Source organism: Gardnerella vaginalis ATCC 14018 = JCM 11026, assembly GCF_001042655.1.
Lineage (GTDB): Bacteria > Actinomycetota > Actinomycetes > Actinomycetales > Bifidobacteriaceae > Bifidobacterium > Bifidobacterium vaginale.
In genome coordinates, this window is sequence record NZ_AP012332.1 from 911,132 (window position 1) to 933,806 (window position 22,675).

18 protein-coding genes and 2 tRNA genes are annotated in these 22,675 nt (G+C 39.3%); 5 read left to right on the forward strand and 15 right to left on the reverse strand.

The features are described from left to right. Window positions 1-11: 11 nt before the first annotated feature. The 8 genes from ruvC to GAVG_RS03550 form a co-directional block, all read right to left on the reverse strand. Window positions 12-593, reverse strand: coding sequence for a crossover junction endodeoxyribonuclease RuvC (gene ruvC / locus GAVG_RS03515; protein ID WP_009994704.1), 582 nt, complete (start codon window positions 591-593; stop codon window positions 12-14). A 6-nt stretch (window positions 594-599) separates the two neighbouring features. Continuing rightward, on the reverse strand, window positions 600-1,358 hold the full coding sequence (locus GAVG_RS03520; protein ID WP_004113651.1) for a YebC/PmpR family DNA-binding transcriptional regulator: 759 nt from the start codon (window positions 1,356-1,358) through the stop codon (window positions 600-602). A 65-nt stretch (window positions 1,359-1,423) separates the two neighbouring features. Continuing rightward, window positions 1,424-2,086 (reverse strand): CDP-alcohol phosphatidyltransferase family protein, encoded by a 663-nt coding sequence (locus GAVG_RS03525; protein WP_004113650.1) that lies wholly within the window; start codon window positions 2,084-2,086, stop codon window positions 1,424-1,426. 106 nt (window positions 2,087-2,192) lie between these two features. Continuing rightward, a tRNA-Gln gene (locus tag GAVG_RS03530) sits at window positions 2,193-2,263 on the reverse strand. Between the two features lie 76 nt (window positions 2,264-2,339). Further along, the gene (locus GAVG_RS03535) at window positions 2,340-3,362 is read right to left on the reverse strand and encodes a ribose-phosphate diphosphokinase (protein WP_032833905.1); all 1,023 of its coding nucleotides are present in this window, start codon (window positions 3,360-3,362) and stop codon (window positions 2,340-2,342) included. 126 nt (window positions 3,363-3,488) lie between these two features. Next, a complete protein-coding gene (gene nadD / locus GAVG_RS03540) occupies window positions 3,489-4,325 on the reverse strand; it encodes a nicotinate-nucleotide adenylyltransferase (protein WP_009994703.1) in 837 nt (278 codons plus the stop codon). A gap of 49 nt (window positions 4,326-4,374) precedes the next feature. Further along, window positions 4,375-4,950, reverse strand: coding sequence for a hypothetical protein (locus tag GAVG_RS03545; protein WP_009994702.1), 576 nt, complete (start codon window positions 4,948-4,950; stop codon window positions 4,375-4,377). A gap of 49 nt (window positions 4,951-4,999) precedes the next feature. After that, a complete protein-coding gene (locus GAVG_RS03550) occupies window positions 5,000-6,349 on the reverse strand; it encodes a glutamate-5-semialdehyde dehydrogenase (protein WP_009994701.1) in 1,350 nt (449 codons plus the stop codon). A gap of 81 nt (window positions 6,350-6,430) precedes the next feature. Between GAVG_RS03550 and thrC the strand changes: the two genes are divergently transcribed. Continuing rightward, window positions 6,431-7,948: a threonine synthase gene (gene thrC, locus GAVG_RS03555; RefSeq protein WP_009994699.1), complete on the forward strand. Its 1,518-nt coding sequence runs from the start codon at window positions 6,431-6,433 to the stop codon at window positions 7,946-7,948. Window positions 7,949-7,958: 10 nt separating this feature from the next. Here thrC and GAVG_RS03560 read toward each other — a convergent pair whose 3' ends face one another. From GAVG_RS03560 to GAVG_RS03590, 7 genes are all read right to left on the reverse strand, one after another. Beyond that, window positions 7,959-8,684, reverse strand: a complete 726-nt coding sequence (locus tag GAVG_RS03560) for a regulatory protein RecX (protein ID WP_013399611.1) — start codon at window positions 8,682-8,684, stop codon at window positions 7,959-7,961. Between the two features lie 86 nt (window positions 8,685-8,770). Then, on the reverse strand, window positions 8,771-9,925 hold the full coding sequence (gene recA, locus GAVG_RS03565; protein WP_004113623.1) for a recombinase RecA: 1,155 nt from the start codon (window positions 9,923-9,925) through the stop codon (window positions 8,771-8,773). Between the two features lie 212 nt (window positions 9,926-10,137). Next, window positions 10,138-10,371 carry a DUF3046 domain-containing protein gene (locus tag GAVG_RS03570; protein WP_004113620.1) on the reverse strand — a complete coding sequence of 78 codons (234 nt, stop codon included), beginning with the start codon at window positions 10,369-10,371 and terminating at the stop codon, window positions 10,138-10,140. Then, the gene (locus GAVG_RS03575) at window positions 10,358-11,074 is read right to left on the reverse strand and encodes a CinA family protein (RefSeq protein ID WP_009994272.1); all 717 of its coding nucleotides are present in this window, start codon (window positions 11,072-11,074) and stop codon (window positions 10,358-10,360) included. The genes GAVG_RS03570 and GAVG_RS03575 overlap by 14 nt, the downstream gene beginning before the upstream one ends. A gap of 7 nt (window positions 11,075-11,081) precedes the next feature. Beyond that, complete coding sequence (gene pgsA, locus GAVG_RS03580; protein ID WP_004113615.1) at window positions 11,082-11,696, reverse strand: CDP-diacylglycerol--glycerol-3-phosphate 3-phosphatidyltransferase; 615 nt, start codon at window positions 11,694-11,696, stop codon at window positions 11,082-11,084. A 63-nt stretch (window positions 11,697-11,759) separates the two neighbouring features. Continuing rightward, window positions 11,760-14,513, reverse strand: coding sequence for a DNA translocase FtsK (locus GAVG_RS03585; protein ID WP_013399612.1), 2,754 nt, complete (start codon window positions 14,511-14,513; stop codon window positions 11,760-11,762). Window positions 14,514-14,707: 194 nt separating this feature from the next. Further along, window positions 14,708-14,783 (reverse strand) — tRNA-His (locus tag GAVG_RS03590). Window positions 14,784-14,916: 133 nt separating this feature from the next. Here GAVG_RS03590 and purT point away from each other — a divergent pair. The 4 genes from purT to purF all read left to right on the forward strand — a co-directional run bounded on the left by purT (window position 14,917) and on the right by purF (window position 22,662). Further along, a complete protein-coding gene (gene purT / locus GAVG_RS03595) occupies window positions 14,917-16,254 on the forward strand; it encodes a formate-dependent phosphoribosylglycinamide formyltransferase (RefSeq protein ID WP_009994279.1) in 1,338 nt (445 codons plus the stop codon). Between the two features lie 172 nt (window positions 16,255-16,426). Next, window positions 16,427-17,209, forward strand: coding sequence for a phosphoribosylaminoimidazolesuccinocarboxamide synthase (gene purC, locus GAVG_RS03600; protein WP_009994280.1), 783 nt, complete (start codon window positions 16,427-16,429; stop codon window positions 17,207-17,209). 137 nt (window positions 17,210-17,346) lie between these two features. Further along, window positions 17,347-21,108: a phosphoribosylformylglycinamidine synthase gene (locus GAVG_RS03605; RefSeq protein ID WP_009994283.1), complete on the forward strand. Its 3,762-nt coding sequence runs from the start codon at window positions 17,347-17,349 to the stop codon at window positions 21,106-21,108. Between the two features lie 66 nt (window positions 21,109-21,174). Then, window positions 21,175-22,662 (forward strand): amidophosphoribosyltransferase, encoded by a 1,488-nt coding sequence (purF, locus tag GAVG_RS03610; RefSeq protein WP_004113604.1) that lies wholly within the window; start codon window positions 21,175-21,177, stop codon window positions 22,660-22,662. Window positions 22,663-22,675 lie beyond the last annotated feature (13 nt).

A 22,675-nucleotide genomic window follows, 5' to 3' on the forward strand; every position in this document is an offset into this window, starting at 1 on the left:
TATAAAACATACTACATGTCACGTCCGACAGAAGAATGTCTGCTAGCAGAACGCAAAGAAGCAGCCCACTTTCGTTGAGCCTCAGTTAAATGCTGCTCTCGCTCTCCTCCTTGCAAAGCCCCTGCTGGGCGAAGCGCGTGACAAATCGCTTGAGCCAAGGCATCAGCTGCATCTGCAGGAGTCGGTAAAACATTAAGATTTAAAAGACGCGCAACCATGCGCTCTACCTGAGTTTTATCCGCCTTTCCATTTCCAGCAACAGCGAGTTTAACCTCTGTAGGAGTATGCAAAGCTACAGGAATACTTCTCTGAGCAGCAGCCAACATTGCAACACCTGCAACTTGAGCAGTACCAAGAACAGTGTTTCGATTTTCTTGAGCAAAAACACGCTCAATCGAAATAGTATCTGGCGAAAACCTTTCGATTTTCTCCACCAGTCCATTGTAAATTTCGAGCAATCTTAAATCTTGAGAAGTCTTAGGATCACTTCTTAATACATCGACGTGAATAAAAGAAAGCCGACGAGAAACGCCGGCTTCAATCACGCCGACCCCGCAGCGAGTAAGCCCGGGATCAACGCCCAAAATCATCATAGGAAACTATTCTGCTTCCTCAAGCTGAGCCATAACCTCATCTGAAGCAGTCCAGTTGCTGTAAATATTCTGAACATCGTCCAAATCGTCGAGATTGTCAATCAAACGAGACACTTTCTGAGCATCTTCAAAGCTCAATTCAACCTCATTGTTTGGATGCATAACGATTTCTGCGGAATCATAGTCGAAACCAGCATCTTGCAAAGCCTTACGAACAGTTACCAAATCGCTAGAATCAGTGTATACGGAATACACATCACCGTCGTCAGCAACATCTTCAGCGCCAGCTTCTGCAGCAATATCAAAAAGCTTGCTATAGTCAACGCCTTCGCTAGGAACCTCAATCAAGCCCTTACGCTCAAAGTTGAAGCTAACAGAACCGCTTGTAGCCAAAGAACCATTGCCCTTTGTAAGAGTGGAGCGAACGTCTGCTGCAGCGCGGTTGCGATTATCAGTAAGGCACTCAATAATCAATCCAACACCTGCTGGAGCATAGCCTTCGTAAACAATCTCTTCGTAGTTTGCGCCGCCTGCTTCTTCACCAGAACCACGCTTAACAGCGCGCTTAATATTATCTGCTGGCATAGAAGCTTTTTTAGCCTTAACGATTGCATCGTACAAAGTTGGGTTACCATCAGGGTCTCCACCACCAAGACGAGCAGCGATTTCAATATTCTTAATAAGCTTGGCGAAAAGCTTGCCGCGCTTAGCGTCAATAGCGGCTTTCTTATGCTTTGTGGTCGCCCACTTGGAATGACCTGACATGATACTCCTAAAAAGTGTACGGTTACGTAAACGTGATGATTTTAATGCTCTTTAGCGACAAATCGTCATGCGCTAGTATTTTTAAGCAAATTTTTAACTTCAAAAATCCTCTGTATAACGGTTATGATACCACCAATACAAAGGATAAACATGGCTAAACTAAGCCATAAAAGCCAGTCAGTTAATCCACTTAATCCCATTGAAATCAATATAATAGCCACTCTGTCTGCTCTAGTAATCAAACCTTTTTTAGCTTCCACCCCAACGGACTCACCTCTTGCTCTAGCATATGACGTTACAAAAGCAGCCATAATTGCTATTAGCGAACAAAGCAATCCGCAATATTTTATAAAACCATTAACATATTCTGGCAAATATAAACATATGTTGATATTTTTAGCACGATATAAGCAAATACAAACACACAAAAATAGAGACCAATCAGCGATTCTATCTAAAGTAGAATCCAAAAACGCACCAAATTTCGTTCCACCATTTTGATTAGTTAAAGCAGCGACTGAACCATCCAAAGCATCTGCAAGGACAAAAATCGTAAGCAAAATTGTACCGAATAAAAGCCAGCCAGTCATAGAAACAAAAATTGAGGTTACTACAACAGCCAAAGTACCGAAAACAGTAATGCCATTTGCTGTACAGCCAAATTTTACAAGCAGCTTAGCAATAGGCGCAATAACACGCTTGAATCCACCTCTTAAAGATTCCAACATATCTAATAAAACGCCTTCCTAGATTAAACAAGCTACTCATACACACACTATCAACAAACTATGTTAATAAAAAACGCCGCTTAAAATTAAGCGGCGCAATTTCTAGCTCCCTCACCTGGATTCGAACCAAGACAAAGGGTTCCAAAGACCCGTGTGCTGCCATTACACCATGAGGGAACGGCGGAAAAAACCGCCAAGTCACTATTATGCCATAACAATTGACATCGTCAAGTTTGGCGTGGCGAAATAGGATTTATGCAAAGAAGAACCCCTTGCCATGATGCTCTGGATAAGTGTCAAACAGCTTTGCAACAGACCCATCTTCAAACACAGCTTTAATAGCACTTGCCAAAAGTGGGGCAATTGAAAGAACAGTTAACCCATCCCAACGCTTTTCTTCTGGAATTGGAACAGTATCCGTTAACACCACTTCCCTAGCTCCGCAATTCTTTAAACGTTCAACTGCAGGACCAGAAAGCACTCCGTGAGTTGCAACAACCGTAACAGACTTTGCACCAGCGTCCTTAAGAACATTACAAGCGCCTGCAATTGTTCCAGCAGTGTCAATTAAATCATCAACCATAACACAATCACGCCCAGCAACATCACCAACAACACGATTTGCTACAGCCTGATTTGGACGAGTAATATCTCTAGTCTTATGAACAAAAGCCAATGGACCTCCGCCTAAACGTTGCGCCCACTGTTCTGCAACTCGGATTCGACCTGCGTCTGGCGAAACAACGGTAACGTTTCCTAAATCTTCGCTGAAACGATCTCGAACGTAATCAACCAGCACTGGCATAGCAATCAAATGGTCTACAGGACCATCGAAGAATCCTTGCGATTGTGCCGCATGCAAGTCAACGCTCATGATTCGATCTGCGCCTGCTGTTTTAAGCAAATCAAACATCAAGCGGCAAGAAATAGGCTCACGACCGCGATGCTTTTTATCTTGTCTAGAATATCCAAGCAACGGGCACACAGCGGTAATAGAACGAGCAGACGCGCGCTTTAATGCGTCGATCATAATTAACTGTTCCATAATGGACTTGTTAACAGGGTCACTATGACTTTGCAACACAAACACGTCTGTTCCTCGCACAGACTGAGTGTAACGAACATACATCTCGCCATTGGCAAAATCATATGCTGTTGTTTCCAATACTTCTATACCAAGCTGATTTGCAACATCTCGAGCAAGCTTCGGATGCGCGCGACCAGTTACGAGAACAAGGTTTTTATCTGGCTTTCCTTCAAGGACGATGCTCACCATATCTCCAAACGCTAGTTCACTAACAGCCCACAAAAAACGGACTGTGATTAATACTATCTATTTGCGCAGACTATAATCATTAAGCCGTTTCATACACAACAAATCATTGCAAAAGATTCCAAATAATCACAAATCGCGTCTGTATAAACCATGCTTAACAATGTATTGAACAACTCCATCTGGAACCAAATACCATACAGGCTCCCCGTGCTCAGCTCGCTTACGAACATCAGTAGAAGAAATTGCTAGTGCTGGGATTTCCAAAATGTCAACTGGGAAACGATGACTGTGACAATTAATCATATCGTCACAAGAATCCGCTGAATACACATGAGCCTCAATTTGAGTAAACTTTTCTGGACTAGAATACCCAGGACGAGTAACAGCCACAAATCTAGCCAAATTCCACAGTTCTCTAGCATCTTTCCATTGCATAATCTCCGCAATAGCATCCGCGCCTGTAATAAAGAAAAGTTCAGCATCTGGATGCTGAGATCGAATATCGCGAAGCGTATCAATTGTATAAGTAACACCTGGTCTATCAATATCCACTCTGGAAACTGTGAACTTGGGATTAGAAGCAGTTGCAATCACAGTCATCAAATATCGATCTTCTGCGTTAGTAACCTTCTTATCAAGTTTAAAAACAGGCTTTCCTGTAGGAACAAATATGACTTCGTCTAAATCATAAACCCACGCAACTTCAGAAGCTGCTACCAAGTGACCGTTGTGAATAGGGTCAAAAGTGCCGCCCATGATCCCTATTCGTTGGCGCTGATGAACATTACCTCTAGCAGATTGACGGTGTTTAGCAACGCCTGCCACAACAGGCGGCGCAGCCTCAGTGCCATTAAAAGACCCTTGGAACAAGTCAGACATTCTGCGCTCTTCAGAAAAATCTTTTACTTCTGACTTAAGACTATTTTGGGAATCAACTTTAGAGTTGTTTAGATTATTTTGCATTAATTCATTTCCACATTTTGTTCAAAATACACAAAATCAAGCATCATGATTATTTTGCACCATCAAGCAAATCAGCAGCATCATCTGCCTTAGCTTCACCGATAACACTAGAGGCAACGTTCGCCTTATCAGGATTAATATTGCCCATTTCTTCATTCCACTCATCTTGAACAACCCGTTTAATCTCCTCAAATGTTGGAAGAGGAAAATCAGGCTGGAAAATACTTCTAATCTTTGCAACAGATTCTGTAATCTTAATAAGAATATCTGCCATATTATCTACTTCACCACAACGCTCAAGATTACTGAATTGAGATATATTATCTTCCATTTTTCTCAAATTCTTATTAATCTCATCTAAAGCAGCATTATCCTGAGGCTTGAAAACAGTACGATTATCCCTATCTGGCCAACCCATTAATATTGCATCAGCATATTCAAGAGAAGATCTTTGAGATGCAGACGCAATACCATCTTCAATTTGCACTAAAAACACATAGCGAACTATGGATAAACGCTCAGCGGAAATATCTAAAGCATCTAAAACATTAAAATCAGACACACCATATGATTCGCTTTTCGCGTATAGATTATCTGATTTAGTTGATTCCTGCGTATTTGGCATACTCATAACCTTACTCTTAATACCTTATTATCTGTCACAATTTATAACATCAAGCTCTTATTTGACCATCTCCATAACCAATCCACTTTGTGGTTGTCATTTCTCTCAAACCCATCGGACCCCTGGCATGTAATTTTTGAGTGGAAATGCCAAGCTCAGCTCCAAAACCAAATTCGCCGCCATCCGTAAATCTTGTTGAAGCATTTACCATAACAACAGCTGAGTCTACAGATGACACAAAATTATTGATTGTTAAATAATCTTCAGCAATAATCGTCTCAGTATGCCCCGTTGAATACTTTGTAATATGATTCGCAGCATCCTCAACATCTTTTACAATCTTTACTCCTATTTGCAAAGACAAATATTCACGATTCCAATCATCATCATTTGCATGTTCTAACTGCAAACCATTGATATTTGAATCGAATAGAATATTGTAGGATTTTTCATCAGCATGAATCAAAACATTATGTTTAGCTAACTCGCTTGCAATTCTTGGCAGAAAATCTTTAGCAATATCTTGATTTACAAGCAATTTTTCTGCAGCATTACAAACTCCAACTCTTTGAGTTTTTGCATTTACAATAATTTGTATCGCTTTTTCAAAATCTGCTGTTTTATCCACGTAAATATGAACATTTCCAGCTCCAGTTTCTATAACTGGAACTGTTGACTCTTTAACAACTGCAGCGATTAGATTTGCGCTTCCCCTAGGAACAAGAACATCAATATGACCATGAGCATGCATCATTGACGTTGCTCCACTTCTTCCAAGATCATCAACAGATTCTATAAGATTTCCACTTACACCAAAATCTTTTAAGACTTGCTTGATTACAGAAATTGTCGCATAGTTCGTGCGCTCAGCTGCACTACCGCCTCTTAAAATTACAGCATTTGAAGATTTTATGCACAAAGATGCAACGTCAACAGTCACATTTGGTCTAGCTTCGTAAATAATTCCCATTACGCCTATTGGCACTCTTACTTGAGAAAGCCTAAGACCATTTTCTAGCGTGTATCCACGAACAACTTCTCCAACAGGATCTTGCAATTGCGCTATTTTTCTAATACTTTTTGCAGACTGAACTATTCTTTCTTCATCAAATTTAAGTCTGTCTAGTTTTCCAGCATCCATACCATTTTTTTGAGCTTTTTCTAAGTCTTGCTTATTTGCTTTTTCAATAAATTCTGCATTATTTTCAATAGAATCAGCAATAGCATTTAGAAGATTATTTTTAAAATTGGTATTAGCTTTAGCAAATTCACGCTGTGCTATTCGCGAAGCATCCGCTCTAGAAAAAACAATAGAATCTATAGAGTCCCCATAATCTTTAGACATATTGCTTTGTGCATTACTATGCGTTTCATCTAACTTTGTATCAAGATTAATCATATTGAACATATTAGCAATAGCAGTGCTTAGGCTCCACCTCTTCAGGTAACATGTATACCAATTAGCACAAATGGAGGAATCATGGCAGAAAACACTACGAATACAGTTATGTTTCACAGCACTAGGTCAAGCTCTAAAACCTATACCTCGAAGCAAGCTATTCGTAGAGGAATAGCAGATGATGGTGGATTATTTGTTACAGATTGCCTTGGTGAAACTCGTTACGATATTTCTAATCTTTCTGGAAAAACTTATAAACAGATTGCTAAAGATGTTCTTCAAATTCTCCTTCCAGATTTTACATCTAGCGAGCTTGATGATTGTGTAGAGAAGGCTTATGGAAGTCAGTGGGAAGATACTGAAATTACTCCTTTAAAGGCTCTTGGCAATAATAATGACTTTGTTCTAGAGCTTTTCCACGGTCCTACCTGTGCTTTTAAAGATGTTGCTTTGCAAATTTTGCCGCAATTCATTAGTCACACAAAAGATGTATCTGATTCTAATCAAAATGTTATGATTCTTACAGCCACTTCGGGAGATACAGGAAAAGCTGCGTTAGCTGGGTTTGCGGATGTTGAAGGCACTTCTATGGTCACTTTTTACCCAGAAGGTAAAGTAAGTAAAATTCAAGAATTGCAAATGACCACTCAAAGTGGAGATAACGTAAAAGTATGTGCTGTTAGAGGAAATTTTGACGATGCACAAAGCGGCGTTAAACAAATATTTACTAACAATTCAATTAATGAAACAGTTGAAAACAATAATCACGCACTGCTTTCTTCTGCTAATTCGATTAATATTGGCAGACTTATTCCTCAAGTTGTTTACTACTTCTACGCTTATTCTAAACTTGTTGAGCAAGGCGTTATTGAACTTGGTGATGAAGTGGAATTTTGTGTCCCTACTGGAAATTTTGGAAATATTCTTGCTGGATATTATGCGAAAATGCTTGGTCTTCCTGTAAAACACTTGATTGTAGCAAGCAACAGCAACAATGTTTTGTTTGACTTTTTGGTCAGTGGAACATATAACAAGATTCGACCATTTAACCAAACAATTGCACCGTCTATGGATATTCTTGTTTCTTCTAATTTAGAACGCATGCTTTACTACATGTGCGATAAAGATACAAGACTGTTGCAAATGCTTATGAATGATTTACAACAATGGGGCGCTTTTGAAATACCAGATAATGTTCTTTCTAAAATTAGGAAACTTTTTGGTTGCGGATGGGCAAACGAGAAGCAGATTCGCGACTCTATAAAAGAATGTTGGGATAATCATAATTATGTTATAGACCCGCATACTGCTTGCGGATACTTTGTTATGAATCATATTCCTCATGATTCTAATGTTCCGCGTGTTCTTTTGAGCACCGCAAGCCCTTACAAATTCCCGAGGGTTGTTTGCCAGTCTCTGGGATTAAACGTTCAAGACTTAGATGACTTTGGATGCATGGAGCTTCTTGAAAAGAAAACCTCTACTAAGTCGCCTAGTATGTTGAGTGAACTTAAGAATAAGACTGCTCGCTTTAATGATGTTATTAACGTCGAAGATATGCCAGATTATGTTCTTAAGTGCGCTAACGAAATTTGCTGAAGATTTTGGTTTAAGACTTAAACAAAGCATAATATACTTCGTTTAGCGTGCTTAAATCATGACCTTTCCTAGCTCCTGCAGAAAAGAACCTACGTCTTTTTACATTATCTTCTAGGCTTTTGAGTTTTAACGATAACTTTCTGCCTAATTCCCATGCAGCTTCTTCAAAAACACCGTCTTCTCTAGCTTCTTGCAATGTTGAACAGACCACAGTGGAAGAAACGCCCTTTTTTTGTAGCTCAAGGCGAGTCGCACGTTCTCCCAACAATCTAGATACACATGAGCGTATAACGGATCTAGCATATTGTTCATCGTCAACCAAATATAATTCTTCCAAACGAATTATTACGGATTCAACAATATTCTCTTTGTAACCCTTATTTATGAGCCTATTCTTTAAATCATCGGAAGATCTAGCTGAATAATCTAGCATTCGTAAAGCAGATTCTCTACAATCGTCGAAATCAGAGGCTTTTTTGGCATCTACTTTTTTAGCAGCTTTTCTACTATTAAATGAATTATACTTCTTAAAAGCGTAAGAAGAGTTTTCTTCACAATAATCTTCATGATTATTATCTAAGCTATCAAATGACGTATCATAAGCATCACTAACGCCAACTGTTGTTAAATCACAACCATTAACTTCAGATTCTTCTGCTTTTTCACACTCATTTTCTGCAGAATAATAAGAATCAACAGGTTTATGATTGCGAAGAAAACTCTCTACACTAATCATCTTCTATTCTTTTCACTGAATCTCAGCCAATATGATGTGAATCAGCTAAACTCAACTTTGTTTTAATAATTTTATTTAATATAGTTTTATTTGACATCACTGCCTTTTGAAGTGTTTGTTTTACTATCAGCACTTGAAGATGATACTGACTGAGAATTGTCATCTTCATCTTCTACCTCAACGAATTGATCTTCTGGCTTCATTAGCCCAAACGCTACTTTTACTTTATCGCTAATCTCTTCTGTAATAGCAGGATTATCTTTAAGGAATTGGCGAACGTTCTCCCTACCTTGCCCAAGTTGTTCACCTTCGTAAGTGAACCAAGAACCAGATTTTTTAATAACATCGCACTGTACAGCCATATCGATTACAGAACCTTCAGTTGATATTCCTTCTCCGTAAAGAACATCAAACTCTGCTGTTTTAAAAGGCGGAGCCATTTTATTCTTTACAATCTTTACCTTAGTACGATTTCCAACAGCCTCTTCACCATTTTTGATAGTAGAAACTCGTCTAATATCCATTCGAACAGATGAATAGAATTTAAGAGCTTTACCACCAGTAGTTGTTTCTGGATTACCGAAGAATACACCAATTTTTTCACGAAGCTGATTAATAAATATTGCTGTCGTTCCAGCTTGAGACAATGCACCAGTCATTTTTCTTAAAGCTTGGCTCATTAAGCGCGCTTGTAAACCAACATGGCTATCTCCCATGTCTCCATCAATTTCCGCTTTTGGAACAAGAGCTGCTACAGAATCAACTACTATAACATCTAAAGCACCAGAACGAATTAGCATGTCGGCAATCTCTAATGCTTGTTCACCATTATCTGGCTGAGAAACAATAAGAGAATCTGTGTCAACACCCAATTTACGCGCATAAACTGGATCTAAAGCATGCTCAGCATCAATAAATGCAGCAATACCACCATTCTTTTGAGCATTAGCAACAATATGCAAAGCTAATGTTGTTTTACCAGAAGATTCAGGACCATAAACTTCCACAATACGCCCACGAGGAACGCCACCAATCCCTAGAGCCATATCTAGAGCTATTGAGCCAGTAGGGATAACCTCCACGTCTTGTAGTGGCTTATCACCCAATCGCATTGCGGAACCTTTACCATATTGTTTTTCAACATTGGCAAGAGCTGTTTCCAACGCTGCTTTTCTACGAGGATCTGCCTTGTCGGCATCAATAAGACGATCCACTGCACCTTTTTTTGCTTGTTGTGCCATATCTGCTACTCCTTTCGCATGCCGATGTATTGATTGACGTTAATGCAATACATAATGACTATGCAAGCGTTTTAGAGCAATGTGGTTAAAGGTTTTACTCAATAACACAATAGGCACTTATCACGCTGCAAGAAGCCCAACAATTGACATTATACACCATAAACGAACATTTGTTCGACAAGTGTGTTGACTTGAAATTCCAACGAAAATATCTATTTTGCAGGCATTGGTGGAGCATTATGATCTTTACCCCACCTCTTACTATCAGGAATATTCATGTGATCACATAAAACATTCCAGACAATTCTTGGCTCTACTCCAGCATCAATCGCCTCACGAGCACTCATACCATTAAGTTTTTGCAGCTCCTGATCTTTTGCGATACTCCTGCCAAACTCCCTGCCAAATACCTCTTCAAGAAGCTCCCAGAATTCACGCTCGCGCATCAAAAATCCAATCTTCAAAAATTATGGAATGCAGAATTTTTATTAACGCATAAACGACACCGTTTCGAACTTCTTCACGATTACCAGAAATATCTAATTGAACAGAAATCAACAATCCTAAATCACAAGAATAAAAATCACATTTCTCCAAGGAGAAATTACTAATTTTCCCACACTTACAATCAAAAACGCAATTTTTTATTCTATTAAACTTGCAAAAAATCGCATCAGAGTCAAGCGAATAGCAAGATTTATCTGTAACAGTTGGAACAAAAACACCAATATACGCCAACCCAGCTGGCTTACCAGCATCAGAGCCAGGTCCAGCAACACCAGTAGTTGACAATCCAATAATAGGAAAATCAGGATTGTCAACATCTTTTTGTTGCTCAAAACGCTTATAACACCAACCAGATCCACTGTATAATCTTGCTGCACCAAACGCCATTTGCTTTGCTACTCGCGCATCTACAGCACCACACGATTTTAATAAATCGCAATCCACACCAAGTATCTTAGATTTTTCACGAATATCGTAAGTAACAGCAGATCCAAGAAAAACTCTAGAAGCGCCAGGAATCTTTACAAACGAATCTGAAAGAAGACCCCCAGTCAGAGACTCAGCACATGCGATATGCAAAGAATGTGCATCGCAAAAATCAAGAATCTCACTAGCTAAAACACTAACAGAGTCACTACACATATCTATATCAATGCTTCAAAGCGTCGTTCACATAAAGAATACCAGAGTAAGTAGCAAAACCTATTGCAATTCCAATCAAACCGTAAGCAATGGAGTAATAGCAAATCACCCAAAGTGGAATATCATTTGCGCAGAAAATAGGAACAATAGGAACGAGAAGCATTGCAATACCAATTGACTGAGAAAGTGTCTTAAACTTTCCAGCAGAAGATGCTGCAATCACTTTACCGCCCTTATTTATAACATAGAATCGTAAAATAGTTATGCCAATTTCACGAATAACAAACAAAGCAGTAATCCACCAATATAGTTCTCCAAAAGCTGACGCAATAATAAGCGCGGAAAGCATAAGAAGCTTATCTGCTATAGGATCTAGTAATTTACCAAGCTCAGTTACCTGATTGTATTTTCTAGCCATCCAACCATCTAATTTATCTGTAGAAGCTGCAATTACAAACAAAACAAACACTGACCAACGTATCGCAGTAGAAGTATAACCCCAAGGACCTGCAACCAAATATAAGATTATAAATAGAATGGAAAGAATAATCCTTATGTATGTCACTACATTAGGAGCATAATCCCAACCTTCAAGTAATTTAGACTTACTGTTTTTCAACATCTATAAATACCTCCATAAAGCTACACAAATATGGTATAGCAAACGCAAAACTTAATTCAACTTTTACAAAGAATCACTTTCACCGCGAATAAATGCTAAAACTTTAGGCAAATCTTGAGGTTGCACAAGAACCTCACGTGCCTTAGATCCTTCGGATGGACCAACAACGCCACGCGACTCAAGCAAATCCATTAACCTACCAGCTTTAGAAAAGCCAACACGCAATTTTCTTTGAAGCATCGAAGTGGATCCAAACTGAGCGCCTACTACAAGCTCTGCAGCCTGAAGCAGCTCATCCATATCGTCGCCAATATCGCTAGTTTTAAGCTTGCTTTGAGCTTGAGCATCCGCTTTTTGAGCCATTTGTTCAATATCTTCACGATACTTTGGCTTGCGCTGAGTGCGAACATACTCCACAGCTCTGCGGATTTCAGATTCACTCACCCACGAGCCCTGCACACGCTGAGGCTTAGCAGCACCCATTGGAAGGAACAAAGCGTCACCTTGACCAATCAAAGTTTCTGCACCAACAGTATCGAGAATAACCCTGGAATCAGTTGCAGATGAAGTAGCAAAAGCCAAGCGAGAAGGAATATTTGCTTTAATCAAGCCTGTTACAACGTCAACAGATGGGCGCTGAGTAGCAAGAACCAAATGCACTCCTGCAGCTCGAGCAAGCTGAGTAATACGCTGAATAGAACTTTCCACATCGTTCTTAGCAACCATCATCAAATCAGCCATCTCGTCTACAACCACAAGCAAATACGGGTATGGAGCAACTTTTCGATTAGAACCAGCCGGAGCATGAACTTTTCCTTCACGCACAGCCTTGTTGAAATCTTTAACATGGCGGAAGCCGAAGAATTGCAAGTCGTCGTAGCGCGCGTCCATCTCTTTAACAACCCACTCGAGAGCCTGCGCAGCCTTCTTAGGATCCGTAATAATCGGTGTGAGCAAATGCGGAATGCCAGCGTATGCAGAAAGCTCTACTCTCTTAGGATCTACCAAAATCATACGAACCTGTTCAGGTGTTGCTCGCATGATAATAGAAGTGAGCATCGAGTTAATAAAACTCGACTTACCAGATCCTGTAGCACCTGCAACAAGCAAATGCGGCATTTTATCGAGAGCTGCCGTTACGAAATGACCCTCAACATCCTTACCAACACCTGTAAGCATAGGGTTTGGATCTTGGCGCGCTTTATCAGACCTAAGAACATCTCCCAGATTTACAATCTCTCTATCTACATTCGGGATCTCAATACCAATTGCAGACTTGCCCGGAATTGGAGAGAGAATACGCACATCAGTACTTGCTACAGCATACGCAATATTCTTTTGAAGATTCGTTACCTTCTCTACTTTTACTCCAGATCCTAACTCAACTTCATATTGAGTTACAGAAGGACCTCTTAAGAAGCCAATAACCTTCGCATCTACCTCAAATTGTTCAAAGGTAGAAGTTAAAGCTCGAATCACACGATCATTCGCTGGTGTTCTTGTTGCATGAGGCTTTCCATGAACAAGTATGTTCAAATCTGGTAGAATATAAGGTTCATCTTCATAAACATTAGAATCACTATGATTTGAATCGTATATATCTTTGCCAGCAGCGCTATCACTATTATTTTCTTGCGATGACCTATATTTATCTAATTGTTGAGCAGGCATATTTCCCCAAGGATCAGAAGAATATTGCTCGCTGGTGCTTATAGGAGCCTTAGGGAATTCATCAATATATAATTCTGGAGATGTTTTCCAAGAATTAGAATTCGCAGAAGAACCACTTGAAGATACAGACCTAGGAGACTCACGATTATGTGATTTATCAACCGTATTTTCATAACCTTGCGATTGATTATTAAGATCACCATCATGACTATTCGTGCGATCAGCATTATTTGATTCGAAATTACTACCGCCATCTTTTGAAGATGCACAGAGAAAAGCATCATCTCCAGCATACTCATCTAAAAGCTCATTATTACTATCTTTTTTCTTAGTTCCAAATAGTGAATTCCATAATTTAGAAATTAACGAATTATGCAAAGATCTGCGAGACTTTTCAGATTTGTCAGAATCATCATGAGTTGGCACTCCATCAGCAAATTCAAGTGTTTTATCATCATCCTTAGAATCATTATCGTATGAATCTTCCTCAGAATTATCGTCTTTACTATCTTTACTATCTTTAGAAAAAGCAGAAAATATAAACTGCGTTATGTCTGTAACATGCAATTTTAAAATCATCAAAAACGAAAAAATTGCGATAATAACAAAAATCACTAGAGCAAAAGTCCTAGATAATCCCCAAGCTAAAGGAGAACCAAGAGAAAAACCTAATAATCCACCAGATTTTTGCAAATCTTCTATGTGAAAATGTTGATTTTTACTAGCAAATAAAATATCTAAAATAGAACATATAGACCACAAAATAAGAACAAAACCACCTATAACACGTGGGTTACCTGATTTTGATCCACTATTTCTCATTAGTCTAATTGCTACAGCAAATAACCAAACTGGTAAAACAATGCTCATAACTCCAAAAACTGCAGATGCTGCGAAGTGAAAAGCAACGCCTATAAAACCACTAACTCTAAACCATTCCGATGCGCAGAAAAGAATAGCAATAATAATCATTACAAAGCACAATCCATCTCTGCGGTATGCTTCGTCGTATTCTCCCACACCAAAAAGCGAACGTACTACTTTACCAACAAGTCGCGGAACAAAAAGCAGCGCGGATTCCCAAAAAGGTTCATCATAAGATACATTTGATGACGACTTTGATGACTTACCGCCCCTACCTGCCATATATAAGCTCCTTAAACATAAATTTATGAAACATAACAAATTATGCAACCCACATTATTCTACCCCAACGTGTACTAATATACGGGCATAAACGTGTACTGATAAATTAAAAAATCTAATTGCAAAAAGAATGATACTCAAAGTAAAAAATAATCTAGCATAAAAAAAAATTCGGCTGAAACCAGCCGAAAAAATGGGGTGGCTAACGCGGCTTGAACGCGCGACCTTCTGAACCACAATCAGATGCTCTACCAACTGAGCTATAGCCACCATTATGGCGCGAAACCCTTCGGGAATCGCACAACAGAGGAATACTATACACGATTTTTTAAATTTATGCTAGTCAATCTTCATTCGGCGCGTCGCACGACAATTCGACATTGCGTAATGTAAGAATATAGCTATGAGTTTTTCGCAAAAATCAGATTCAAATAATGAATTAAATGAAAGCGTTACAAACGAGCGAATTTTTGGTATTTTTGATTCAAAATTACATACAACAAAAGTTCTTCTTCTTGGCTCTGGAGAACTTGGTAAAGAGATTGCTATAGAGCTTATAAGGCTTGGCATAAGAGTATGCGCGGCAGATAGCTATGCGAACGCTCCTGCAATGCAAGTAGCTCAAGAAAATCGCGTTTTAGATATGAGCGACTCTCAAGCGTTACAAGACTTAATAAACGATATAAACCCAGACATAATAATTCCTGAAATTGAAGCAATATCAACTCAAATACTAAAAAATGTTGTAAAGAGTAAGAAAATTCAGGTTGTTCCAAGCTCTGATATTACTGCGATTGCTATGGACCGTGAAGCTTTGCGAAAAATTTCACACGAAAAACTAGGATTGCCAACAACACCATATCGATTTGCTTCTAACTATGAAGAATTAGAAAAAGGAGCAAAAATCGTAGGATATCCATGCGTCGTGAAACCAATTATGAGCTCATCTGGTCACGGTCAATCAATAGTAAAAAATCCTGAAAACCTACAAAATGCTTGGATAGAAGCACAAAATGGAAGAAGATCTAAGCATAAGAATCAGAACACGCAAAACGCTGATATATCTCGCGTAATTGTTGAAGCTTTAGCACCATTAGACTACGAGCTAACAGTACTAACTGTAAGCTCCAGCGCTGGAATAACAACATGCGAACCCATTGCACAATTTCAAAAAAATGGCGATTACAGGCAATCATGGCAACCAGCAAATATACCAGAAAACGTTCGAATCAACGCTCAAAATATTGCTAAACGAGCCGTTGAAGGTCTATCTCAAATAGCAAGAGAAAACGGAGAAACTGGTTGGGGCGTTTATGGAGTTGAACTCTTTGTTCTTAAAAACGGTGATTTACTTTTCAACGAACTATCCCCTCGTCCGCACGATACTGGCATGGTTACAATGATTTCACAGTATTACAGCGAGTTTGCTCTGCATGTTTTAGCTATTTTGGGTGTTCCTATTACTCAAAAGCACACTGCTCTTTGCTTAAAAAATAATGAAGTCGCTTTAAGCCATGCACTTGTTGTAGAAGGTAACGGAAAAATTGGATTTGCGAATGTAGCAAAATCATTAAACACTGAAGATTGCGCAAGATGTGATATACGCATCTTTGGAAAGCCAGAAGTTCATGGCTCAAGACGCATGGGTGTTATTTTGACAGTAGCAGACAGCGTAAGTGATGCAAAATCTTGCGCGACACGCATTGCTAGCGAATTACACACTGTAGAACTACCGTCTTAAAACATCGAAAAATCAAGGTTTTTACTGGTTTAAGACATTAAAAAATTAAAAAATAATACAAAAAAATTGTAGGTAACAATTGTTAGTCTGAACGTGCTGACAAGGTTGGATAAACCTTCAAACAATGTTGGTTTTCGCCTACAGCCATAGATGCAACAAGAGAGGCACGTCAATGGAAAAACTTGACAAGTTGTATGAAGGCAAAGCAAAGAAATTGTATGCCACTGATAACAATAATGTGTTGTGGGTGGAATACATGAATCAGGCAACAGCTGGCAACGGTCTTAAAAAAGCTCAAATTGCTGGCAAAGGCAGCTTAAACAATCAAATAACTTCTTTACTATTCCATCTTCTTGAAGCGCGTGGCGTGAAAAGCCACTTCCTAGGGCGCATTTCTAGCACTGAGCAACTTGTAAAACGCATGAAAATGTTCCCATTAGAAATAATAATGCGAAATACTGCTGCTGGTTCTTTTGCAAAACGTTATGCTGTAAAAGAAGGCACTCCTTTAAAGAAACCATTATTGGAATTCTGCGTTAAATCCGACGAACTTGGCGATCCATTTATTAATCCTGAAGGCGTTGTAGCTCTTGGATTAGCAACCGATGAAGAGCTGGCAGAAATTACTCGTCAAGCTCATGCTGTTAATAATGCATTGCTTGATGTTTTCTCTAAGATTGACGTACAGCTTGTTGACTTCAAGATTGAAGAAGGCGTTGATTCTAAGGGAAACATTCTGCTCGCTGACGAAATAACGCCAGATACTTGCAGACTTTGGGATAAGCGCAATACGAATAATTCTGAAGTAAGCCACTTAGATAAAGATTTATTCAGACGAGATTTAGGAGATATAATTCCAGCCTACGAGGAGATATTCTCAAGGCTTAAATCTCTTGCTCAAAGCGAAAGCGTAAACTTCGACGAAATAAATCCAAATAATTATGTTGAAGAATGATTTTTAATGTGGCTCGCATCTTTCGAGGTGCGAGCCACACGCGTTCTTAAAGCAAAACTAAACAAAATTGAAAAAGAAAACTGAAAAAACAAAACAACCAAAATAGCCAAAACGTACAATTACAAGGCAGGTTTACCGTGGTATTTCGCGTTTATGTTGAAAAGCAATCTGGTTTCGATGTTAAGGCACAGCATCTTAATCACGAGCTTAAAGAAATTCTAGGAATAGATTCTTTAAAATCAACGCGCATAATAAACAGGTATGATGTTGAAGGAATATCAGAAGATCTATTCAACAATGCTATCAAAACAGTTTTTAGCGAACCACCAGTAGATAACACCTACGATTATCTGCCCATAAGCACAAGCGAACATGTTTTTGCTATGGAATTTCTTCCAGGACAATTTGATCAGCGAGCAGAATCTGCAAGTGAATGCATACAGCTTATAAGCCAAGGAGAGCGACCAAGGGTAAGAACCGCGCAAATCTTGGCTTTTAAAGGTGATTTGTCTAAAAAAGATTTGGACGCAATTAAACACTACATAATTAATCCAGTTGAAGCGCGCGAAGCATCTTTAGATAAAGTCAATACTTTGCAAACTGAAACAGTTATTCCAGCAAATGTGGAAGTTATCAACGGATTCAACGATTTAGACGAACAAGGTTTAAAAAAGTTCATAGAAGATCGCGCGCTTGCAATGGACTTGGAAGACGCAAAATTCTGCCAGAACTATTTTAAAAACGAAAATCGCAATCCAACTATTACAGAAATCAAAGTAATAGACACATATTGGTCTGATCATTGCCGTCATACAACTTTTGGCACGCATCTTACAAACATAAAAATAGACGATAAGCAAGTACAAACCGCATTCAATCGTTATCTTGAAATGCGAGAAGAACTTAATCGCACAAATAAGCCGATTTGCCTTATGGATATGGCAACTATTGGTGCAAAGTATTTGAAGCATAATGGAATTCTTAAAAATCTAGACGAATCCGAAGAAATCAACGCTTGTACAGTAAAAATCAAAGTTGACGTAAACGGTCACGATGAAGATTGGCTGTTTTTGTTTAAAAACGAAACACATAATCATCCTACAGAAATCGAGCCTTTTGGTGGTGCTGCAACATGCATTGGCGGATGCATTCGCGACCCTCTTTCGGGAAGATCTTACGTATATCAGGCAATGCGAGTAACTGGTGCTGCAGATCCTAGAACGCCAATAGCCCAAACTCTTGAAGGAAAATTGCCTCAAAGAAAAATCGTAACGTCTGCAGCTGCAGGCTACTCTTCTTACGGAAATCAAATTGGACTTGCAACAGGCGAAGTACACGAGATTTACCACCCAGGATACGTTGCAAAACGAATGGAAGTGGGTGCGGTTGTAGCCGCTACCCCAGCAGACCATGTTCGAAGAGAAACACCTGAGCCAGGAGACGTGATTATTCTTCTAGGTGGACGAACTGGAAGAGACGGAATTGGTGGAGCAACTGGTGCTTCTAAAGCGCAAGACACTGATAGCATTGAGGAATGCGGAGCAGAAGTTCAAAAAGGAAATGCTCCTATTGAACGCAAGTTACAACGACTTTTCCGCCGCAAAGATGCATGCAGACTTATTAAGCGTTGCAACGACTTTGGCGCTGGCGGCGTAAGCGTTGCAACGGGTGAAATTGCAGATGGCTTGATTATTGATTTAGATAAAGTCTCTAAAAAATATGAAGGTCTTGATGGCACAGAGCTTGCGATTTCTGAATCTCAAGAGCGAATGGCTGTTGATGTTGCAGCAAGCGATGCCGACGAATTTTTGTCATACGCACGTCAGGAAAATTTGGAAGCACAAATTGTAGCCATAGTCACAGAAGAAGCACGAATGAAAATGACTTGGCGAGGAAAAACAATTGTGGATCTAAGCCGTGAATTCCTAGCTTCTAATGGAGCTCCAAAAGAGCAAAATATTCACGTTGAAAGTGGCGAAAACTATACTTCGAAATGGCAAGATATAAGTGGCGAATACGCTAATAAATCTTTTGACGAGCGCATGAAAAATCTTGTTTCCAACATAAATATTTGCTCAAACAAAGGTCTTAGTGAAATGTTCGACTCCACTATTGGAGCTGCAACAGTTCTTATGCCTTTTGGAGGCAGACGTCAGCTTACTCCTGCACAAGCAATGGTTGCAAAATTGCCAGTTTTTGGAGAAACGAACACAGCTTCTGCAATGTCGTGGGGCTTTAACCCATATATTATGGAAAAGAATCAATTTACTGGAGCTTATTTAGCTGTTGTTGAGTCTTTGGCAAAGCTCACAGCCAGCGGTTTTACTATAGAAAATGCTTATTTAAGTTTGCAAGAATATTTTGGAAAGCCTCATAATGCTCCAGAACGTTGGGGAAAACCAATGGCAGCTATTCTCGGAGCTTTAAGCGCACAAATTGACTTTGGTGTAGGCGCTATTGGCGGCAAGGATTCTATGAGCGGAAGCTTTGAAAATCTTGATGTTCCACCAACACTTATTTCTTTTGCTGTTTCTACAGGAGACGCGAGAAACGTTGTTTCGCCAGAATTCAAAAAAGCCAATAGTAGAATTTTAAGAATATTGCCTAAATATAAGGAAGATGGAATCACGCCTAAATCTCAAAGCTTCTTAGAGGCGATTAGGATTGTGGAAAATCTTACCTCAAATAAGCATGCGCTTTCCGTTAGCACTCCTGGATTTGGTGCTAGTGCGGAAATCTTATTTAAGATGACTTTGGGAAATCATATTGGGTTAAAGCTTAATAATGCGATTAGCAAGAATGATTTGTTTAAGCCAGAATATGGGTCGTTCTATGTGGAGCTTAAAGATGATTCTGAACTTACGTATGCAGATTCAGATCTTGTAAGCGTAGATGTAGTAGGCGAAACTTGTAATGAGTTCGAGTTTTGCGTAGAAAACGAGAAACTTAATTTAGCTAGTTTGCAAGAAGATTGGGAAAATACTTTAGAAGATATATTCCCGTATCGAGAGAAGGGAGACTCAGTTCCTGCTATAAACTCTAGTGAACTGAAGTATTCTCATAACCACATGCGTTCTCATAGAAAAACTCCGATTAGTCACCCACGCGTAATCATTCCAGTTTTCCCTGGAAACAATTGCGAATACGACACTCAAGCAGCGTTTGAAAAAGCTGGAGCAGAATGCAAAACGCTTATAATCAATAATTTAAGCGCTGATGATATTGCTCAATCTGCAAAAGATCTTGTTGATGAGATTAATAAAAGCCAAATTGTTATGATTCCAGGCGGATTCTCTGGAGGTGATGAACCAGACGGTTCAGCCAAGTTCATAGCATCTTTCTTTAGGAATCCTGCTGTTAGTGACGCTGTTCGCGATTTGCTCAATAATCGCGATGGCTTAATGCTTGGTATTTGCAATGGTTTCCAAGCTCTTATTAAACTAGGTCTTGTCCCGTTTGGAGATATTGTTCCAATGGATTCAGAATGCCCGACTTTAACGTTTAACACTATTGGAAGGCATCAAAGCAAGATTGTTAGAACTCGCGTTGCTTCTAATCTTTCTCCATGGCTTTCAAATTGCAAAGTTGGCGATGTTCATAGTGTTGCAATATCTCATGGAGAAGGTCGATTCGTAGCATTGCCAGAAGTTATGGATACTCTTATACAAAACGGCCAAATCGCAACACAATACGTTGACAGCAATGGCGTTCCAAGCATGAATCTTAAAGTGAATCCGAACGGTTCACTTATGGCTGTAGAAGGAATCACTAGCCCAGATGGCAGAGTGTTTGGAAAAATGGGACATTGCGAACGCAGCGGAAACGGTTTGTACGTGAATATTCCAGATTTTAGAACACAAAACATTTTTAGCGCTGGAGTCGAATATTTCACTGCATAATGTGATTTTTGTAGCAAGTTTATAGGAAAATCTTGATTAAGAATCTAAAACAACAGGGGGTGTTTGATGTCTGCAGAGCTCGAAGACATTCATGAAGAGTGTGGCGTTTTTGGCGTTTGGGGTCATTCAGATGCTGCTAGATTAACATATTTTGGATTACATGCACTGCAACACCGAGGTCAAGAAGGCGCTGGAATCGTATCAAACGATAATGGTCATCTTAAAGGTTACAGAAACCTAGGTCTTTTAACTCAGGTTTTTGCAAACGAAGACATTATGAAGAAACTTACTGGAAACAGCGCAATTGGGCACGTTCGTTATGCTACTGCTGGTTCGGGAAGTGTTGAAAACATTCAGCCTTTTCTTTTTTGTTTCCATGATGGAGATGTTGCTTTAGGACATAATGGCAATCTTACTAATTGCACAACTCTTAGGAATAAACTTGAAGATGAGGGAGCAATCTTCCACTCGAATTCGGATACTGAAGTGTTAATGCATCTTATTAGAAGATCAAATAAAACTTCTTTTATGGATAAGCTTAAAGATGCTTTGCAAATAGTTCATGGTGGTTTTGCCTATTTGCTTCTAACTGAAAAGGAGCTTATTGGCGTAACAGACCCGAATGGTTTTAGACCTCTTTCTTTAGGAAGAATGAGCAATGGAGCTTATGTACTCGCATCCGAAACTTGCGCATTAGATATTGTTAGAGCAGAGTTTATTCGCGATATTGAGCCTGGCGAAATAATTGTTATTAATGACGATGGCTACACTATTGAGCAATATACAAAGCACGTACAACATGCAGTATGCTCAATGGAATTTATTTATTTCGCTCGCCCAGATTCTAATATTTACGGTATTAATGTTCATTCTGTGCGAAAGCGTATGGGTGCGCGTTTGGCTAAAGAATCTCCTGTTGACGCAGACATGGTTATTGGAGTACCTAATTCTTCACTTTCTGCTGCTGCAGGATACGCTGAAACAAGCGGAATTCCAAATGAAATGGGATTGATTAAAAACCAGTATGTTGCACGCACTTTTATTCAACCAACACAAGAATTACGCGAGCAAGGCGTTCGTATGAAACTTTCTGCTGTTCGTGGCGTAGTTGCAGGAAAACGCGTTATCGTTATTGACGATTCAATTGTTCGCGGAACTACCTCTAAGCGCATTGTGCAATTGCTACGAGAAGCTGGAGCTAAAGAGGTACATATGCGTATTTCTTCTCCTCCTCTTAAATATCCTTGCTTCTACGGTATTGATATTCAAACCACAAAGGAACTTATTGCAGCAAAACATTCAGTCGAAGAAATACGCGAGTATATTGATGCTGATTCCTTAGCATTTTTGTCTTTAGATGGATTAGTAGAGTCGATTGGATTAAAAAAGCCAGCGCCTTATGGCGGTTTGTGTGTTGCTTACTTTAATGGCGACTACCCTACTGCACTAGACGATTACGGCGAAGAATTCTTGGCTTCACTTACTCCTGAAGAACGCGAACATTTGCAAGAAGTGAGAAAGCACAGCAAATATTCACACGAAAATCTTATATAACTTAATATTTTAA

Excerpts from the sequence above, each read along its gene's own strand:
- ruvC (WP_009994704.1), bottom strand. The coding sequence starts at position 593 with ATGATGATTTTGGGCGTTGATCCCGGGCTTACTCGCTGCGGGGTCGGC.
- GAVG_RS03520 (WP_004113651.1), bottom strand. The coding sequence starts at position 1,358 with ATGTCAGGTCATTCCAAGTGGGCGACCACAAAGCATAAGAAAGCCGCT.
- GAVG_RS03525 (WP_004113650.1), bottom strand. The coding sequence starts at position 2,086 with ATGTTGGAATCTTTAAGAGGTGGATTCAAGCGTGTTATTGCGCCTATT.
- GAVG_RS03535 (WP_032833905.1), bottom strand. The coding sequence starts at position 3,362 with ATGGTGAGCATCGTCCTTGAAGGAAAGCCAGATAAAAACCTTGTTCTC.
- nadD (WP_009994703.1), bottom strand. The coding sequence starts at position 4,325 with ATGCAAAATAATCTAAACAACTCTAAAGTTGATTCCCAAAATAGTCTT.
- GAVG_RS03545 (WP_009994702.1), bottom strand. The coding sequence starts at position 4,950 with ATGCCAAATACGCAGGAATCAACTAAATCAGATAATCTATACGCGAAA.
- GAVG_RS03550 (WP_009994701.1), bottom strand. The coding sequence starts at position 6,349 with ATGATTAATCTTGATACAAAGTTAGATGAAACGCATAGTAATGCACAA.
- thrC (WP_009994699.1), top strand. The coding sequence starts at position 6,431 with ATGGCAGAAAACACTACGAATACAGTTATGTTTCACAGCACTAGGTCA.
- GAVG_RS03560 (WP_013399611.1), bottom strand. The coding sequence starts at position 8,684 with ATGATTAGTGTAGAGAGTTTTCTTCGCAATCATAAACCTGTTGATTCT.
- recA (WP_004113623.1), bottom strand. The coding sequence starts at position 9,925 with ATGGCACAACAAGCAAAAAAAGGTGCAGTGGATCGTCTTATTGATGCC.
- GAVG_RS03570 (WP_004113620.1), bottom strand. The coding sequence starts at position 10,371 with ATGCGCGAGCGTGAATTCTGGGAGCTTCTTGAAGAGGTATTTGGCAGG.
- GAVG_RS03575 (WP_009994272.1), bottom strand. The coding sequence starts at position 11,074 with ATGTGTAGTGACTCTGTTAGTGTTTTAGCTAGTGAGATTCTTGATTTT.
- pgsA (WP_004113615.1), bottom strand. The coding sequence starts at position 11,696 with ATGTTGAAAAACAGTAAGTCTAAATTACTTGAAGGTTGGGATTATGCT.
- GAVG_RS03585 (WP_013399612.1), bottom strand. The coding sequence starts at position 14,513 with ATGGCAGGTAGGGGCGGTAAGTCATCAAAGTCGTCATCAAATGTATCT.
- purT (WP_009994279.1), top strand. The coding sequence starts at position 14,917 with ATGAGTTTTTCGCAAAAATCAGATTCAAATAATGAATTAAATGAAAGC.
- purC (WP_009994280.1), top strand. The coding sequence starts at position 16,427 with ATGGAAAAACTTGACAAGTTGTATGAAGGCAAAGCAAAGAAATTGTAT.
- purF (WP_004113604.1), top strand. The coding sequence starts at position 21,175 with ATGTCTGCAGAGCTCGAAGACATTCATGAAGAGTGTGGCGTTTTTGGC.